The following is a 16,868-nucleotide window of genomic DNA, read 5'->3' as shown; positions in this document are numbered from 1 at the left end:
TTAGTCGATGACTTTCGGAACCAGATACAGGCCGTTTTCGACCGCTGGTGCGATGGACTGATAGGCCTCGCGATGATTGCTTTCGGTCACGACGTCGGCGCGCAGGCGCTGACTGGCTTCCAGCGGGTGGGCCAGCGGCTCGATACCGTCGGTATTTACAGCCTGCATTTCGTCGACCAGCCCGAGAATGCTGTTGAGGGCCGAAGTGATGTGTGGAAGATCGGCGTCATTGAGGCCAAGGCTGGCCAGATGAGCGATTTTTTCCACGTCGGAGCGTTCTAGCGCCATCGGGATTCTCCAGTGGAAAACAGGACGGACCGCGTCCGTGTGTTAGATTGTCGGAACACTACCGCACTTCTACGGTCATAAGGCCGCGATTGTGGGGCTTGGTGCACAGAAAAGCGGCCAATTTAACATATTGGCGCCTTGCCCAAAATCCCTGTCGTTGTTAGAGTTTGCCGCACTTTTTTACCCACGCGTTGCCTAGGGTCCCTTTCCCATGTTCAAGAAACTGCGTGGCATGTTTTCCAGCGATCTTTCCATTGACCTGGGCACTGCCAACACCCTTATTTACGTGCGCGAGCGCGGTATCGTCCTGAATGAGCCATCGGTTGTGGCCATTCGGACACACGGTAACCAGAAAAGTGTCGTCGCTGTCGGCACCGAGGCCAAGCGCATGCTCGGCCGTACGCCGGGCAACATTGCCGCCATTCGTCCGATGAAGGACGGCGTGATCGCTGACTTCAGCGTCTGCGAAAAGATGCTGCAGTACTTTATCAACAAGGTTCACGAAAACAGCTTCCTGCAGCCCAGCCCTCGTGTGCTGATCTGCGTTCCATGCAAGTCCACCCAGGTCGAGCGTCGCGCCATCCGTGAATCGGCCCTCGGTGCCGGTGCCCGTGAAGTGTTCCTGATCGAAGAGCCGATGGCCGCTGCGATCGGTGCCGGCCTGCCGGTCGAAGAAGCGCGCGGCTCGATGGTCGTGGATATCGGTGGTGGTACCACTGAAATCGCCCTGATCTCCCTGAACGGCGTGGTCTATGCCGAATCCGTACGCGTTGGCGGCGACCGTTTCGACGAAGCGATCATCACCTACGTGCGCCGCAACTACGGCAGCCTGATCGGCGAGTCCACCGCCGAGCGCATCAAACAGGAAATCGGTACCGCCTACCCGGGCGGCGAAGTTCGCGAAGTCGACGTGCGCGGCCGCAACCTGGCCGAAGGCGTGCCACGTGCATTCACCCTGAACTCCAACGAAGTGCTGGAAGCTCTGCAAGAGTCCCTGGCCACGATCGTTCAGGCAGTGAAAAGCGCCCTGGAGCAATCGCCGCCGGAACTGGCTTCCGACATCGCCGAACGTGGCCTGGTGCTGACCGGTGGTGGTGCGCTGCTGCGTGACCTCGACAAGCTGCTGGCCCAGGAAACCGGTCTGCCGGTGATCGTCGCCGAAGATCCGCTGACTTGCGTTGCTCGCGGCGGTGGCCGTGCATTGGAAATGATGGATAAACACACCATGGACCTGCTCTCGAGCGAATAAGTCGCCGAGTGCAATACGTGGGTGAGCGCGCAGGCAGCACTTTGCAGTGCTGCCTGTTGGCGTTTATCTTCTGTCAGTCTTCATCCAGGCCGGTTTGATGCCGTATGAATAAACAGAACATTTGCCTGGGAGGAGCGGCTTATTAAACCGCTTTTCGCCAAGGGCCCTTCATTGGGCGTCCGCCTGCTGGTGCTGGCCGTGCTGTCGGTTGCGCTGATGGTGGTCGATGCCCGTTTCAGTCTGCTCAAGCCCGCACGCAGCCAGATGTCGCTGGTGCTGATGGACGCCTACTGGATCACCGATCTGCCCGGACGGCTGTGGGAAGGTGTCGCGAGCCAGTTCGGCAGCCGCACCGAGCTTGTCGCCGAAAACGAAAAACTCAAGACCGAAAACCTGCTGCTGCAGGGGCGCCTGCAGAAGCTTGCCGCCCTGACCGAGCAGAACGTGCGGCTGCGCGAGTTGCTCAATTCCTCCGCGCTGGTCAACGAAAAGGTCGAAGTGGCCGAGTTGATCGGCATGGACCCCAACCCGTTCACTCATCGCATCATCATCAACAAGGGTGAGCGTGATGGCGTGGTCCTCGGCCAGCCGGTGCTCGATGCCCGCGGCCTGATGGGCCAGGTGGTCGAGTTGATGCCGTACACCTCGCGTGTCCTGCTGCTGACCGACACGACCCACAGCATTCCCGTGCAGGTCAACCGCAACGGCCTGCGGGCGATTGCCAGCGGCACCGGTAATCCGGAGCGCCTCGAGCTGCGCCACGTCGCCGACACGGCGGACATCAAGGAAGGCGATCTGCTGGTCAGCTCCGGTCTTGGCCAGCGCTTCCCGGCGGGCTACCCGGTGGCCACGGTCAAGGAAGTGATCCACGATTCCGGCCAGCCATTCGCCATTGTCCGTGCCGTACCGACCGCCGCGCTGAACCGCAGCCGCTACCTGTTGCTGGTGTTCAGCGACAACCGTACCGCTGAAGAACGCGCCAACGACGCGGCCCAGGCCCAGGAAAACCTCGATGCCCAGGGCGGCGGCCCGGTGATTCCGGCGACCGTACCGAAAACCGTGACGGCCCCGGCCGCCGCGGCCACTCCGGCAGCCCCTGCGGCTACCGCGGCGCCCGCAGCGACCACGCCAGCCAAACCGGTGAGCAAACCGCCGGCCACCGCGAGCAAACCGCCCGCCGCGCCGGCAGCGAGCAAACCGCCGGCTGCGCAGCCTGCCGCTGCCCGGCCAGCCGCCAAACCACCGGTCACAGCCCCTGCCGCCACTGGAGGACGAGAATAATGGTCGGTGTCAAAGCCTCCCGAAATGGCTGGATCGTCTGGCTGACGTTTGCCATCGGCATGCTGCTCAGCGTTTCGCCGCTGCCGCAGTTCATGGAAATCCTCCGTCCGCTGTGGCTGGCGCTGCTCCTGGCGTTCTGGGCGCTGTACATGCCGCAGATGGTCGGCATGGTCACCGCGTTCTGCCTGGGCCTGGCCGAGGACGTGCTGTATGGCACGTTGCTGGGGCAGAACGCCTTGATCCTGACCCTGATCACGTTCCTCGTGCTGTCGTTGCAGCAGCGCCTGCGGATGTTCCCGATGTGGCAGCAGAGCCTGGTGATCCTGGTGATCTTCGGCCTCGCCCAGTTGGTCCAATTGTGGCTCAGCGCCCTGACCGGCAACCGCCAGCCGACGCTGGCCCTGGTGCTGCCGGCTCTGGTCAGTGCCTTGCTCTGGCCATGGGTCAGCTTCGCTTTGCGTGGATTGCGCCGGCGCTACAAAATCAATTGATTCGGTCAGGCATGGGCCCGCACCGGTGCCATGAGGCAGGGCACTCAACAGGGAGATGTTTGGATGAAGTCGCTTTACCTCGCCTCGGGCTCGCCGCGTCGGCGTGAGTTGCTCACGCAGATCGGCGTGCCGTTCACCGCCATCAGTGCGGACATCGATGAAACCCCGCTATCCCATGAATCGCCATCGGCCTATGTCGAACGCCTTGCGCGTGGCAAGGCCGAGGCCGGGCGGCGCACGCTCGCCGGCGACGTCGCGGCTTGCGTGCTGGGGGCCGATACCGCTGTGGTGCTCGAGGGCAAAATTCTCGGCAAACCGGTGGACGAAGCCGACGCATGCGCCATGCTGATGATGTTGTCCGGCAAGGAACATGAAGTGCTGACCGCGATTGCCGTGCTCGACAGCGACCGTTGCGAGTCGCGCGTGGTGCGCAGTCTGGTGCGCTTTCGCCCGATCAGCCGCGAGGAAGCCGCGGCCTACTGGGCCAGCGGCGAACCCCGGGACAAGGCGGGCGGTTATGGCATTCAAGGCCTTGGTGCGGTATTTGTCGCCGGCCTCAACGGCAGTTATTCGGCCGTAGTCGGGTTGCCGGTGTGCGAAACCGCAGAACTGCTCGGCCATTTCGGCATACCCTGTTGGCAAACCCTGAACGCGCAGTAAGCGGCGTCCGGAACAAGATGCGGCCATTATCGTGAACATGCCTGAACGAGACCCTGCCATGAGTGAAGAGATTCTGATCAACATCACGCCGATGGAATCGCGCGTGGCGGTGGTCGAAAACGGTGTGCTGCAAGAAGTGCACGTCGAACGCACGCAAAAACGCGGGATCGTCGGCAACATCTACAAAGGCAAGGTGGTACGGGTGTTGCCGGGCATGCAGGCGGCCTTCATCGACATCGGCCTGGATCGCGCAGCCTTCATCCATGCCTCGGAAATCTCCCTGCGCGAAGGCCCGGCGGTGGAAAGCATCAGCGCGCTGGTGCACGAAGGCCAGAGCCTGGTGGTGCAAGTCACCAAGGACCCGATCGGCTCCAAGGGCGCGCGCCTGACCACGCAACTGTCGATTCCCTCACGCTATCTGGTGTACATGCCGCGCACCGCGCACGTCGGTATTTCCCTGAAGATCGAAGACGAAGCCGAACGCGAGCGCCTCAAGCAGGTGGTCAGCGACTGCGTGGCGAAAGAGGGCATCAAGGAGGCGGGCGGCTTTATTCTGCGCACGGCCGCCGAAGGGGCCGGCGCCGATGAGATCCTCATGGACATCCGCTACCTGCGGCGCCTGTGGGATCAGATCAGCGAACAGATCAAGACCATCGGCGCGCCGAGCGTAATCTACGAAGACCTCGGCCTGGCCCTGCGCACCCTGCGCGACCTGGTCAGCCCGAAGATCGAGAAGATCCGCATCGACTCGCGGGAAACCTTCCAGAAAACCACGCAGTTCGTCGCCGAACTGATGCCGGAAATCGCCGATCGTCTGGAACATTACCCGGGCGAACGGCCGATCTTCGATCTGTACGGCGTCGAGGACGAAATCCAGAAAGCCCTCGAGCGCAAGGTGCCGCTCAAGTCCGGCGGTTATCTGGTGGTGGACCCGGCCGAAGCCATGACCACCATCGACGTGAACACCGGCGCCTTCGTCGGCCATCGCAACCTCGAAGAAACCATCTTCAAGACCAACCTCGAGGCGGCCACCGCGATCGCCCGGCAACTGCGCCTGCGCAACCTCGGCGGGATCATCATCATCGACTTCATCGACATGGAGGACGAAGAGCACCAGCGCCAGGTGCTGCGCACTCTGGAGAAGCAGCTCGAGCGCGATCACGCCAAGACCAACATCATCGGCATCACCGAGCTGGGCCTGGTGCAGATGACCCGCAAGCGCACCCGTGAAAGTCTCGAGCAAGTGCTCTGCGAACCCTGCAGCAGCTGCCAGGGACGCGGCAAACTGAAAACTGCCGAAACCATCTGTTACGAGATTTTCCGCGAGATCCTCCGGGAGGCGCGGGCCTATCAGGCCGAAGGTTATCGCGTGCTGGCCAACCAGAAAGTGGTCGACCGCCTGCTCGATGAAGAATCCGGTAACGTCGCCGAGCTTGAAGGTTTCATCGGTCGCACCATACGTTTTCAGGTAGAAACCATGTATTCCCAGGAACAATACGACGTGGTGCTGCTCTGAAACGCTGCTACGCATCTTTCCTGAAACAGCTGGCCTCAGCGTTTCGCCGTATTTTCGCCATGGGAGCCATCTGACATGGAACGTCTGACACGCATTTTGGCCGCACTGACCCGCTGGGGTCTGGGCCTGTGCGCGTTGGTTCTGGTGTTGATGGCGTTGTACGTCAGCCTCGGCCGGGAACTCACGCCGCTGGTGGCCGAATACCGCGCCGAAGTCGAGGACAAGGCCAGCACGGCCCTCGGCATGCCGTTGCAGATCGGCGAGCTGGAAGGCAACTGGCACGGCTTCGCGCCGATTCTGCTGGCCCACGATGTGATGGTCGGCAGTGGCGCCAATGCGTTGCGCCTGGATCGGGTGCGCGTGGTGCCGGATCTGTGGGCCAGCCTGCTGGCCCGCGAAGTGCGCATCGCCCACCTCGAACTCAACGGCCTGAAGATCAGCCTCAAGGAAGGCACGGATGGTCATTGGTCGCTGGAGGGCCTGCCCGTGCAGCAGGACCAGCCGCTGGACCCCGAGCAGCTGTTCAATCGCATGCAGATGGTTCAGCAACTGTCGGTGCTCGACAGCCAGGTCACCTTGCAGCCGCAGGACCAGGCGCCGCTGACCCTGACGTATGTCGGCCTCAACCTCAAGACCGGCTCCAGTCGCCAGCGCCTCGACGCACGCCTGACCCTGCCCGACGGCCAGCCGGTGGCGCTGAGCCTGCGCACGCGGATTCGCCCCAGCCAGCTGCCGGACAGCAGCGTCGAGGGCTATGTCAGCCTGCCGCAGAGCGACTGGTCGAAATGGTTGCCCGAGCGGCTGACCCAGCAATGGAATTTCTCCCGGATCAAGGCCGGTGGCGAGCTGTGGGTCAACTGGAGCGAGGGCGCCCTGCAAAGTGCCGCGGTCCGTCTGAACGCGCCGCAACTGATCGGCGCCTACGCCGAACGCAAGCCGATCCAGATCAACAACCTGGCGCTTAACGGTTACTTCCAGCGAGGTGCCGAGGGGGCCATCGTCACCCTCGATTCCCTGGCGATGAACTTCGCCGAAACCCGTTGGGAATCACGCCTGCAAATCAAGCAGACTGCCGCCGGCGAGAACGACGAACGCTGGCACCTGCAGGCCGATCGCCTCGACCTGACGCCGCTCACTCCGTTGCTCAACGCGCTGGGTCCGTTGCCGGAAAGTGTTGCCACCGTCATCGACCATCTGAAAGTCACTGGCGGCCTGCGCAATGTGCTGCTGGATTTTCGCCCCAACGCCAGCGATGGCAGCAAATTCGGCTTCGCGGCCAATCTGGACAATGTCGGTTTCGATGCCTATCACGGCGCCCCGGCAGCCCGTAACGTCAGCGGCAGCCTGAGTGGCAACCTCGACGGCGGCGAGCTGCGCCTGGACAGCAAGGATTTCGTCCTGCACCTCGATCCGATCTTCGCCAAGCCGTGGCAATACATCCAGGCCAACGCCCGGTTGACCTGGAAGCTCGACAAGGAAGGCTTCACCCTGATTGCGCCGTACCTCAAGGTGCTCGGCGAAGAGGGCAGGATTGCCGGCGACTTCCTGATCCGCCTGCATTTCGACCACAGCCAGGAAGACTACATGGACCTGCGGGTCGGCCTGGTCGATGGCGATGGCCGCTACACCGCCAAGTACCTGCCCGAAGTCTTGAGCCCGGCCCTCGACGAGTGGCTGCGCACGGCGATTCTCAAGGGCGCGGTCGACCAGGGTTTCTTCCAGTATCAGGGCTCGCTGAACAAGAATGCCGGGGAGGCGGATCGCAGCATCAGCCTGTTCTTCAAGGTGCATGATGCCGAACTGGCGTTCCAGCCAGGCTGGCCGCATGTGAGCAAGGTCGACGGTGACGTGTTCATCGAAGACAGCGGCGTACGGATCGTTGCCAGCAAGGGCCAATTGCTCGACACACAAGTCAGCGACGTGTTCGTCAACATTCCCCACGTGCCGAGCGGGCAGCATACGCATATGTTCCTCGACGGCGCCTTTGCCGGCGGCCTGGGCGACGGGCTGAAGATTCTCCAGGAAGCGCCGATCGGCACCGGCGAAACCTTCGCCGGCTGGGAAGGCGCGGGTGACCTGCAGGGCAAGCTGAAACTGGATATCCCGCTGGACAAGGGCGGCGACCAGCCGAAAATCCTCGTCGACTTCAAGACCGCCAACGCGCGCTTGAAACTGGCCGAGCCGAAACTGGAACTGAGTCAGCTCAAGGGCGATTTCCGCTTCGACAGCGCCAAGGGCCTGAGCGGGCAGAACATCAGTGCGCGGGCCTTCGACAAACCGGTCACGGCGCAGATCTTCGCCGACGGCAGCCCTGGCAAGCTCAAGACCCGGGTCGCGGCGTCGGGGCAAGTCGAGGTGAAGAAGCTCACCGACTGGCTGGGCGTGACGCAGCCATTGCCGGTGTCCGGGACGATTCCCTATCAACTGCAACTGAACCTCGATGGCACGGACAGCCAGTTGCTGGTCAGCTCCAACCTCAAGGGTGTTGCCGTGGACCTGCCGGCGCCGTTCGGCATGGCGGCGGATGTCGGCCGCGACACGGTATTCCGCATGACCCTGCAAGGGCCGGAGCGGCGCTACTGGGTCAATTACGATCAACTGGCCAACTTCACGTTCGCGGCGCCGCCGAGCAGCTTCGCCGATGGCCGCGGCGAGTTGTTCCTCGGCGCTGGCGAAGCGGTGCTGCCCGGCAACAAGGGCCTGCGCATCCGCGGCGAGCTGTCGGAGCTGGACGTCAAACCCTGGCAGGACCTGGTCGACAAGTATGCCGGGCAGGATGCCGGCAGCAGTGCCAAGCAACTGTTGAGCAGTGCCGATTTCAAGATCGGCAAGCTGACGGCGTTCGGCACCACCCTGGATCAGGCCGCGGTGCAACTCAATCGCAAGCCCGGCGCATGGGCCCTGGCCCTCGACAGCCAGCAAGCCAAGGGCAACGTAGGCCTGCCCGACGCCAAGGGCGCGCCGATTGCGGTGAATCTGCAATACGTGCGCTTGCCCGCGCCGGACCCGACGGTGCAGGCCGATGAAAATTCACCCGATCCGCTGGCTTCCGTCGACCCGACGAAAATCCCTGCGCTGGACATCACCATCAATCAGCTGTTCCAGGGCCAGGACCTGGTCGGCGGCTGGTCGCTGAAAGTCCGGCCGACGCCCAAGGGCATCGCCCTGAACAATCTCGACCTCGGCCTCAAGGGCATCCTCTTGCAGGGCAACGGCGGCTGGGAAGGGGCACCGGGTGCCACCAGCAGTTGGTACAAGGGCCGGATCGGCGGCAAGAATCTCGCCGACGTGCTCAAGGGCTGGGGTTTCGCGCCGAGCGTGACCAGCGAAGAATTCCACATGGACGTCGACGGCCGCTGGCCGGGTTCGCCGGCGTGGCTGGCGACCAAGCGCTTCTCCGGCACCCTCGACGCATCGCTGAACAAGGGCCAGTTCGTCGAAGTCGAGGGCGGCGCGCAAGCGCTGCGGGTGTTCGGCCTGCTCAATTTCAACTCGATCGGCCGGCGTCTGCGCCTGGACTTCTCCGATCTGTTCGGCAAAGGCCTGAGCTATGACCGCGTCAAAGGCCTGCTGGTGGCGACCAACGGTGTCTACGTCACTCGTGAACCGATCGTGCTGACCGGGCCGTCGAGCAACCTCGAGCTCAACGGCACCCTCGACCTGGTCGGCGATCAGGTCGATGCCAGGTTGCTGGTGACCTTGCCGGTGACCAATAACCTGCCGATCGCTGCGCTGATCGTCGGCGCACCGGCCGTCGGCGGCGCGCTGTTCCTGATCGACAAGCTGATCGGCGACCGCGTGGCCCGCTTCGCCAGCGTCAAGTACACCGTCAAGGGGCCATGGAAAGAGCCGAAAATCACCTTCGACAAGCCTTTTTGAACAGCCAGGCCCTGAAGCGATGGAGTAGCATGGTCGCCTACCTCTTGCGGAGCGCGCCATGTCTTTAGCGGTGATTCAAATGGTCAGCCAGAGCGACGTGCTGGCCAATCTGCGCGATGCCCGGCGTTTGCTCGAGCAAGCGGCCGCCGGCGGCGCACAACTGGCGGTGCTGCCGGAAAACTTCGCCGCGATGGGCCGTCGCGACATCGCCGATATCGGCCGCGCCGAAGCACTCGGCACCGGCCCGATCTTGCCCTGGTTGAAACAGACCGCCCGCGACCTCAGGTTATGGATTGTGGCGGGCACGTTGCCGTTGCCGCCGGTCGACCAGCCGACGGCGAAGTCCAATGCCTGCTCGCTGCTGGTCAACTCATCCGGCGAAATCGTTGCGCGTTATGACAAGCTGCATCTGTTCGATGTCGATGTGGCGGACAATCGCGGCCGTTATCGCGAATCCGATGACTATGCTTATGGCAATGGCGTCGTGGTCGCGGACACGCCGGTCGGCAAGCTGGGCCTGACCGTGTGCTACGACCTGCGTTTCCCGGAGCTTTACAGCGAATTGCGCGCCGCCGGGGCCGAGCTGATCACCGCGCCGTCGGCTTTCACCGCCGTGACCGGTGCGGCGCATTGGGATGTGCTGATCCGCGCGCGCGCCATCGAGACCCAGTGTTATGTGCTGGCGGCAGCCCAGGGCGGCACTCATCCGGGGCCGCGGGAAACCTACGGTCATGCGGCGATTGTCGATCCGTGGGGCCGCGTGCTGACGCAACAGGACCAAGGTGAGGCCGTGCTGCTGGCCGAGCGCGATAGCAGCGAACAGGCGTCCATCCGGACGCGCATGCCGGTGACCCGTCATCGGCGGTTTTTTTCGCAGGGCGCACAGCGACCTGCTTCAGAACACGAATTTAAGGCGTAGAACCTATGAGCGAGTTGTTGTCCTCAGTCAGTGATCACCTGTTGGCGCCCGGCGGCGTGACGATCGAGAGCCTGCAAGGCGTGCTCGGCGACCTGGCAGGCCCGGGCATCGACGCGGCCGACCTGTATTTCCAGGGGCAGATTTCCGAGTCCTGGGCGCTGGAAGACGGCATCGTCAAGGAAGGCAGCTTCAACCTCGACCAGGGCGTCGGCGTGCGTGCGCAGTCCGGTGAGAAAACCGGTTTTGCCTACAGCAATGCGATCACCCTCGAAGCCCTTGGCGCCGCGGCCCGTGCCGCGCGTTCGATTTCCCGTGCCGGGCAGAACGGCAAGGTGCAGGCGTTCACCCGCCAGGACGTCGCCCAACTGTATGCGCCGGACAACCCGCTGGAAGTCCTCAGCCGCGCCGAAAAAGTCGAGCTGCTCAAGCGTATCGACGTCGCCACCCGTGCCCTCGATCCACGGATCCAGCAGGTCAGCGTGAGCATGGCCGGGGTCTGGGAGCGGATTCTGGTGGCGTCCACCGACGGTGGCCTGGCGGCCGATGTGCGGCCGCTGGTGCGTTTCAACGTCAGCGTCATCGTCGAGCAGAATGGCCGTCGCGAGCGTGGCGGGCATGGCGGCGGCGGGCGTACCGACTACCGTTATTTCCTCGCCGAAGACCGCGCCATGAGCTACGCCCGCGAAGCGCTGCGCCAGGCGCTGGTGAACCTCGAAGCGATTCCGGCACCGGCCGGCACCTTGCCGGTCGTGCTTGGTTCGGGCTGGTCCGGCGTGCTGCTGCACGAGGCGGTCGGCCACGGCTTGGAAGGCGACTTCAATCGCAAAGGCAGCTCCGCCTACAGCGGGCGCATGGGCGAAATGGTTGCCTCCAAGCTGTGCACCATCGTCGATGACGGCACGTTGAGTGGTCGTCGCGGCTCGCTGAGCGTCGACGACGAAGGCACCCCGACCGAGTGCACCACGCTGATCGAGAACGGCGTGCTCAAGGGCTACATGCAGGACAAGCTCAACGCGCGGTTGATGGGCGTGGCGCGCACCGGCAACGGTCGCCGCGAATCCTATGCGCACCTGCCGATGCCGCGCATGACCAACACCTACATGCTCGGCGGTCAAAGCGATCCGGCGGAAATCATCGCGTCGGTGAAGAAGGGCATCTACTGCGCCAACCTCGGCGGCGGTCAGGTCGACATCACCAGCGGCAAGTTCGTGTTCTCCACCAGCGAGGCGTACCTGATCGAGGACGGCAAGATCACCGCGCCGGTCAAGGGCGCGACGTTGATCGGCAACGGCCCCGAGGCGATGAGCCGGGTGTCGATGGTCGGTAACGATCTGGCGCTGGACAGCGGTGTAGGCACATGCGGCAAGGACGGGCAATCGGTGCCGGTGGGTGTCGGTCAGCCGACACTGAAGATCGATGCGATTACCGTGGGTGGCACGGGCGCATAAGAAGGGATGGAGCTTCGGGTGGCGCGCAGAGCGGCCACCCGGTGGCGAATATCAGCGCAGACCGCGTTGAGTCTCGTCCAGCTCACGGATGTACTTGAAGATTTTACGGCTCGAGGCAGGAGGCTTGTTTTGCGCAACCTCATGCTGGGCCTGACGGATCAGGGAGCGCAGTTGCTGGCGGTCGGCGTCCGGGTACTCGACGACGAATTTCTCCAGCACGGCATCGTCGCCGCCGATCAGGCGATCACGCCAGCGCTCGAGATTGTGGAAACGCTCGTTGTACTGACGGGTGGAGGCATCGAGTTGATCGAGCAGCAGCAGGATCGCCGCCGTGTCCTGGTCGCGCATCAGTTTGCCGATGAACTGCAGGTGGCGTTTACGCGCGATATTCGCGGTGTGCTTCGGCGCATCGGCCAGCGCCCGACGCATGGCGTCGGTCAATGGCAGTTTTGCCAGCAGATCAGGCTTGAGTGTTGTCAGGCGCTCGCCAAGGTCAACCAGAGCATGCAGCTCGCGTTTGACCTGGGATTTGCTTTTTTCTCCCGTATCGAGGGAGTCGTCGTAAGAATCAACCATGGTGGCAGTCCGCAAAGAAACGCCGCCATGATAACCAGTCGGGGGCCGCTTGTCCGGCCCGGTCGCCAGAAGACCCCCGCCGAAAGCAGAATTTGAGTGGAGATGAGCATGAGTGCAGTTGATAGCGTCGGCCCACAGGCATTGCCGGCACTGCAGGAACAGGTCGAGCAGATCATCGCCGAAGCCAAGCGTCAGGGTGCCAGTGCCTGTGAAGTGGCGGTGTCGCTGGAGCAGGGCCTGTCGACTTCGGTGCGTCAGCGCGAAGTCGAAACCGTCGAATTCAATCGCGACCAGGGTTTCGGCATCACCCTGTACGTCGGTCAGCGCAAGGGTTCGGCCAGCACCTCGGCCACCGGGCCGGAGGCCATTCGCGAAACCGTCGCGGCTGCCCTGGCCATCGCCAGGCACACCTCCGAAGATGAAGCTTCCGGGCTCGCCGATGCCGCGTTGATGGCGCGCGATGTGCAGGATTTCGACCTGTTCCACGAATGGGACATCACTCCCGAGCAAGCCATTGAAAAGGCTTTGCTCTGCGAAGCGGCGGCGTTCGACGCCGATGCGCGGATCAAGAATGCCGATGGCACCACCCTGAGCACCCATCAGGGTTGCCGCGTGTACGGCAACAGCCACGGTTTCATCGGCGGCTATGCCTCCACCCGGCACAGTCTGAGCTGTGTGATGATCGCCGAAGCCGACGGCCAGATGCAGCGCGACTACTGGTATGACGTCAATCGCCAGGGCAGCCTGCTGGCCGATCCTGTCAGTATTGGCCAGCGTGCTGCGCAACGGGCCGCGAGCCGACTGGGCGCGCGGCCGGTGCCGACCTGCGAAGTGCCGGTGCTGTTTTCCGCCGAGCTGGCGGGGGGCCTGTTCGGCAGTTTCCTCTCGGCGGTGTCCGGCGGCAGCCTGTATCGCAAATCGTCGTTCCTCGAGGGCACACTGGGGCAGAAGCTGTTTCCGGAATGGCTGACCATCGACGAACGCCCGCATTTGATGCGCGCCATGGGCAGTGCGTCCTACGACGGCGATGGCCTGGCCACCTACGCCAAACCGTTCGTCGAAAAGGGTGAATTGGTGTCGTACATCCTCGGCACCTATTCCGGGCGCAAGCTCGGCATGCCGAGTACGGCCAACGCCGGCGGCGTGCATAACCTGTTCGTCACCCATGGCGACGAAGACCAGGCCGCGCTGCTGCGGCGCATGGGCCGCGGGCTGCTGGTCACCGAGCTGATGGGCCATGGCCTGAACATGGTCACTGGCGATTATTCGCGCGGGGCGGCGGGGTTCTGGGTTGAGAACGGCGAGATCCAGTTCGCCGTGCAGGAAGTGACCATCGCCGGCAACATGCGCGACATGTTCAAACAGATCGTCGCGGTCGGTAATGACCTGGAGCTGCGCAGCAACATTCGCACGGGCTCCGTGCTGATCGAGCGGATGACTGTCGCCGGCAGTTAAGTCCCCGACGGCAACACAAAAGGCGCGCCACCCCATCGGGTGGCGCGCCTTTTTTCTTGGCTCCGCACAAACCCCTGTGGGAGCGAGCTTGCTCGCGAACGCGTCGTGTCAGTCGCCGCCGCGGTCGGCTGTTAAATAGCTTTCGCGAGCAGGCTCGCTCCCACCATGGAGTCTGTGTAAATGGCTGCTCTTGTTTTGGTTATCATTATCATCTAATAATAAATCTCATTATCGAATGAGCCCAGGATCATGAGTTCTGCCTTGCACGAGCAGCCTTACCTCGAAAACTGGCGCTGGATGAGTCGCCAGATCCGCTGCGCGATGGATCCCGACGAACCGCGCCTGATCGAACATTACCTGGCCGAAGGCCGGTATCTGGCCTGCTGTACGGCGACATCGCCCTGGACCGTCGCTGAAACCTCCCTGCGCCTGCTGCTCGACACCGCCACCGACATCGCCTTGCCGTGGCACTGGCGCAGCTTCTGCCTCGATCAGGCCTGGCGCCCGCTGCGGGAAATGGAGCGCCTGGCGCTGTGCAAATGCCGCCTCAAGCGCTGGCAAAGCTACACCTGGCAGCTGGCGACCTGCGAGTTGCAACCCTCGATTCCTCTCATTGAACTAGTCCAAGGATTTACCGATGACCCAGATACGTATTGAGCGCGACAGCATGGGCGAGTTGCAGGTGCCGGTGAACGCTCTCTACGGCGCGCAGACCCAGCGTGCCGTGGATAACTTCCCGATCAGCGGCAAGCCGATGCCGACCCCATTCATTCGCGCCCTGATCCTGGCGAAGGCCGCCGCCGCCCGCGCCAATGTCGAACTGAACCAGCTCAGCGCCGCCCAGGGCAAAGCGATCAGCGATGCTGCCCAGGGCCTGCTCGAAGGCGACTTCATGCAGCATTTCCCGGTGGACATCTTCCAGACCGGCTCCGGCACCAGCTCCAACATGAACGCCAACGAAGTGATCGCCACCCTGGCCAGCCGTCTGCTCGGTGAGCCGGTCAACCCCAACGATCACGTCAACTGCGGCCAGAGCAGCAACGACATCATTCCGACCACCATTCACGTCAGCGCCGCGCTGGCCTTGCATGAGCAACTGTTGCCGGCGCTGTTGCACCTGGTGCAGGTGATCGAGCACAAGGCCGCGCAAGTGCACCATCACGTCAAGACTGGCCGCACCCACCTGATGGATGCGATGCCGGTACGCATGAGTCAGGTGCTCAATGGCTGGGCGCAGCAGCTCAAGGCCAACATCGGCCATCTGCAGAGTCTGCTGCCGAGCCTGCAGTCGCTGGCCCAGGGCGGCACGGCGGTGGGCACCGGGATCAATGCGCACGCGCAATTCGCCACGTGCTTCAGCCGGCACCTCAGCCAGTTGACCCAGGTGCAATTCACCCCGGGCAAGGACCTGTTCGCCCTGATCGGCTCGCAGGACACCGCTGTCGCCGTTTCCGGCCAGCTCAAGGCCACCGCGGTGTCGCTGATGAAAATTGCCAATGACCTGCGCTGGATGAACTCCGGCCCGCTCGCCGGTCTCGGTGAAATCGAGCTGCAAGGCCTGCAACCGGGTTCGTCGATCATGCCGGGCAAGGTCAATCCGGTCATTCCGGAAGCCACCGCGATGGTCGCCGCACAAGTGATCGGCAACGATTCGGTGATCACCATCGCCGGTCAGTCCGGCAATTTCGAACTCAATGTGATGCTGCCGATCATCGCTGCCAACCTGCTGAGCAGCATCGAATTGCTGGCCAACGCCAGCCGCCTGCTCGGTGACAAAGCCATCGCCACGTTCAAGGTCAACGAGGTGCGGCTCAAGGAAGCGCTGGCGCGCAACCCGATCCTGGTTACCGCGCTCAACCCGATCATCGGCTACCAGAAAGCCGCCGAAATCGCCAAGCAGGCCTACAGCCAGGGCCGTCCGGTGATCGACGTCGCGCTGGAGCACACCGATCTGTCGCGCAGCCAGCTGGAAGAGTTGCTCAATCCCGAGAAACTCACCGCCGGCGGCGTGTAACCACCGCAACCGCTTTGGAGGCTCACCATGGAGCACTGGAAACGCACGATCGAACGGGCCAATCGCTGCTTCATGCTGGGCGAGCTGATCGATGCCCGCGAGGCCTATCTGCAAGCCCTGGCGTTGGCGCAGGTGTTGTTCGAGCGCTGGGCCGATGCCGACGAAGCGGTGGCGGCCTGCGTCATTTCCCACCACAACCTGGCCGATCTGCACCTGCGTCTGAACCAGCCGGAGGAGAGCGCCGAGTACCTGTGCGCGATTCATCAGCGGCTGCTGCAGACCATGCAGGACGAGCGCCTGCGTCCGGCCCTGCGCGAAGCGGCGCTGCGCCAGAGCAGCAAGACCTACGTCGAACTGCTGAATTTCATCAGCGAGCACGGCGAATACCCGCGCACCCAGCGCCTGCTGCACCCGGATACCGGCAATGCACGCCGCGCGCCCGCCCCTCATCACCATGGAGTCCACTGAAAATGGCTTTTACCTTGCCCGCCTTGCCTTACGCCTACGATGCCCTCGAACCGCATATCGATGCGCAGACCATGGAGATCCATTACACCAAGCACCACCAGACCTACATCAACAACCTCAACGCCGCAGTCGAAGGCACCGAGTACGCCGAATGGCCGGTAGAGAAGCTGGTCGCCAGTGTCCAGCAGTTGCCGGAAAAACTCCGCGCGGCGGTGATCAATCAGGGCGGTGGCCACGCCAACCATTCGCTGTTCTGGGAAGTCATGGTGCCCAATGGTGGCGGCAAACCGGACGGCGCACTGGCCAGGGCCATCGATGAACAACTGGGTGGTCTCGACAGTTTCAAGGAGGCCTTCACCAAAGCCGCGCTGACTCGTTTCGGTAGCGGCTGGGCCTGGCTCAGCGTCACCCCGGACAAGAAACTGGTGGTGGAGAGCAGTGGCAACCAGGACAGCCCGCTGATGAACGGCAATACGCCGATCCTCGGTCTCGACGTGTGGGAGCACGCCTACTACCTGCGTTATCAGAACCGTCGCCCGGAATACATCAGTGCGTTCTACAACGTGATCAATTGGCCTGAAGTTGCTGCGCGTTATCAGGCCGCGCTGGTTTGAGTCTTCTATA

At 63.1% G+C, this 16,868-nt stretch carries 15 protein-coding genes; 13 read left to right on the top strand and 2 right to left on the bottom strand.

The features are described 5' to 3' along the window. Positions 1-288, bottom strand: coding sequence for an Asp-tRNA(Asn)/Glu-tRNA(Gln) amidotransferase subunit GatC (gene gatC / locus QRN70_RS11430; protein WP_019691880.1), 288 nt, complete (start codon positions 286-288; stop codon positions 1-3). Between the two features lie 211 nt (positions 289-499). Here gatC and mreB point away from each other — a divergent pair, with 211 nt between their 5' ends. From mreB to tldD, 8 genes are all read left to right on the top strand, one after another. Next, positions 500-1,537: a rod shape-determining protein MreB gene (mreB, locus tag QRN70_RS11425; protein WP_002555108.1), complete on the top strand. Its 1,038-nt coding sequence runs from the start codon at positions 500-502 to the stop codon at positions 1,535-1,537. A 141-nt stretch (positions 1,538-1,678) separates the two neighbouring features. Continuing rightward, a complete protein-coding gene (gene mreC, locus QRN70_RS11420; RefSeq protein WP_285418079.1) occupies positions 1,679-2,818 on the top strand; it encodes a rod shape-determining protein MreC in 1,140 nt (379 codons plus the stop codon). Continuing rightward, positions 2,818-3,309 (top strand): rod shape-determining protein MreD, encoded by a 492-nt coding sequence (gene mreD, locus QRN70_RS11415; RefSeq protein WP_285417761.1) that lies wholly within the window; start codon positions 2,818-2,820, stop codon positions 3,307-3,309. Before mreC ends, mreD begins: the two co-directional genes overlap by 1 nt. A gap of 63 nt (positions 3,310-3,372) precedes the next feature. Beyond that, entirely contained in the window at positions 3,373-3,969 is a 597-nt protein-coding gene (locus QRN70_RS11410; RefSeq protein WP_285417759.1) for a Maf family protein, read from the top strand. A gap of 58 nt (positions 3,970-4,027) precedes the next feature. Beyond that, positions 4,028-5,485, top strand: coding sequence for a ribonuclease G (rng, locus tag QRN70_RS11405; RefSeq protein ID WP_285417757.1), 1,458 nt, complete (start codon positions 4,028-4,030; stop codon positions 5,483-5,485). A gap of 75 nt (positions 5,486-5,560) precedes the next feature. Then, positions 5,561-9,364, top strand: coding sequence for a YhdP family protein (locus tag QRN70_RS11400; protein ID WP_285417755.1), 3,804 nt, complete (start codon positions 5,561-5,563; stop codon positions 9,362-9,364). A 58-nt stretch (positions 9,365-9,422) separates the two neighbouring features. Beyond that, positions 9,423-10,283, top strand: a complete 861-nt coding sequence (locus QRN70_RS11395; protein WP_285417754.1) for a carbon-nitrogen hydrolase family protein — start codon at positions 9,423-9,425, stop codon at positions 10,281-10,283. 5 nt (positions 10,284-10,288) lie between these two features. Further along, a complete protein-coding gene (gene tldD, locus QRN70_RS11390; protein WP_285417752.1) occupies positions 10,289-11,731 on the top strand; it encodes a metalloprotease TldD in 1,443 nt (480 codons plus the stop codon). Positions 11,732-11,782: 51 nt separating this feature from the next. On the opposite strand, the gene yjgA is transcribed toward tldD, so the two are convergent. Continuing rightward, positions 11,783-12,307 (bottom strand): ribosome biogenesis factor YjgA, encoded by a 525-nt coding sequence (yjgA, locus tag QRN70_RS11385; protein WP_285417750.1) that lies wholly within the window; start codon positions 12,305-12,307, stop codon positions 11,783-11,785. Between the two features lie 108 nt (positions 12,308-12,415). Here yjgA and pmbA point away from each other — a divergent pair, with 108 nt between their 5' ends. The 5 genes from pmbA (at position 12,416) to QRN70_RS11360 (ending at position 16,858) form a co-directional block, all read left to right on the top strand. Continuing rightward, on the top strand, positions 12,416-13,762 hold the full coding sequence (gene pmbA, locus QRN70_RS11380; RefSeq protein ID WP_502941562.1) for a metalloprotease PmbA: 1,347 nt from the start codon (positions 12,416-12,418) through the stop codon (positions 13,760-13,762). Between the two features lie 249 nt (positions 13,763-14,011). Beyond that, positions 14,012-14,419, top strand: coding sequence for a FagA protein (locus QRN70_RS11375; protein ID WP_285417746.1), 408 nt, complete (start codon positions 14,012-14,014; stop codon positions 14,417-14,419). Then, positions 14,400-15,776 (top strand): class II fumarate hydratase, encoded by a 1,377-nt coding sequence (locus QRN70_RS11370; protein ID WP_285417744.1) that lies wholly within the window; start codon positions 14,400-14,402, stop codon positions 15,774-15,776. The genes QRN70_RS11375 and QRN70_RS11370 overlap by 20 nt, the downstream gene beginning before the upstream one ends. A 27-nt stretch (positions 15,777-15,803) precedes the next feature. After that, entirely contained in the window at positions 15,804-16,244 is a 441-nt protein-coding gene (locus QRN70_RS11365) for a DUF2753 family protein (protein ID WP_007953590.1), read from the top strand. A gap of 2 nt (positions 16,245-16,246) precedes the next feature. Next, positions 16,247-16,858: a superoxide dismutase gene (locus QRN70_RS11360; protein WP_285417742.1), complete on the top strand. Its 612-nt coding sequence runs from the start codon at positions 16,247-16,249 to the stop codon at positions 16,856-16,858. Positions 16,859-16,868 lie beyond the last annotated feature (10 nt).

The organism is Pseudomonas sp. efr-133-TYG-5 (assembly GCF_030209175.1).
GTDB lineage: Bacteria > Pseudomonadota > Gammaproteobacteria > Pseudomonadales > Pseudomonadaceae > Aquipseudomonas.
This window is presented reverse-complemented; position numbering and strand designations above follow the sequence as displayed.

What these genes read in the sequence shown, in the direction of transcription:
- gatC (WP_019691880.1), bottom strand. Translation starts at nt 288, where the DNA reads ATGGCGCTAGAACGCTCCGACGTGGAAAAAATCGCTCATCTGGCCAGC.
- mreB (WP_002555108.1), top strand. Translation starts at nt 500, where the DNA reads ATGTTCAAGAAACTGCGTGGCATGTTTTCCAGCGATCTTTCCATTGAC.
- mreD (WP_285417761.1), top strand. Translation starts at nt 2,818, where the DNA reads ATGGTCGGTGTCAAAGCCTCCCGAAATGGCTGGATCGTCTGGCTGACG.
- QRN70_RS11410 (WP_285417759.1), top strand. Translation starts at nt 3,373, where the DNA reads ATGAAGTCGCTTTACCTCGCCTCGGGCTCGCCGCGTCGGCGTGAGTTG.
- rng (WP_285417757.1), top strand. Translation starts at nt 4,028, where the DNA reads ATGAGTGAAGAGATTCTGATCAACATCACGCCGATGGAATCGCGCGTG.
- QRN70_RS11400 (WP_285417755.1), top strand. Translation starts at nt 5,561, where the DNA reads ATGGAACGTCTGACACGCATTTTGGCCGCACTGACCCGCTGGGGTCTG.
- QRN70_RS11395 (WP_285417754.1), top strand. Translation starts at nt 9,423, where the DNA reads ATGTCTTTAGCGGTGATTCAAATGGTCAGCCAGAGCGACGTGCTGGCC.
- tldD (WP_285417752.1), top strand. Translation starts at nt 10,289, where the DNA reads ATGAGCGAGTTGTTGTCCTCAGTCAGTGATCACCTGTTGGCGCCCGGC.
- yjgA (WP_285417750.1), bottom strand. Translation starts at nt 12,307, where the DNA reads ATGGTTGATTCTTACGACGACTCCCTCGATACGGGAGAAAAAAGCAAA.
- pmbA (WP_502941562.1), top strand. Translation starts at nt 12,416, where the DNA reads ATGAGTGCAGTTGATAGCGTCGGCCCACAGGCATTGCCGGCACTGCAG.
- QRN70_RS11375 (WP_285417746.1), top strand. Translation starts at nt 14,012, where the DNA reads ATGAGTTCTGCCTTGCACGAGCAGCCTTACCTCGAAAACTGGCGCTGG.
- QRN70_RS11370 (WP_285417744.1), top strand. Translation starts at nt 14,400, where the DNA reads ATGACCCAGATACGTATTGAGCGCGACAGCATGGGCGAGTTGCAGGTG.
- QRN70_RS11365 (WP_007953590.1), top strand. Translation starts at nt 15,804, where the DNA reads ATGGAGCACTGGAAACGCACGATCGAACGGGCCAATCGCTGCTTCATG.
- QRN70_RS11360 (WP_285417742.1), top strand. Translation starts at nt 16,247, where the DNA reads ATGGCTTTTACCTTGCCCGCCTTGCCTTACGCCTACGATGCCCTCGAA.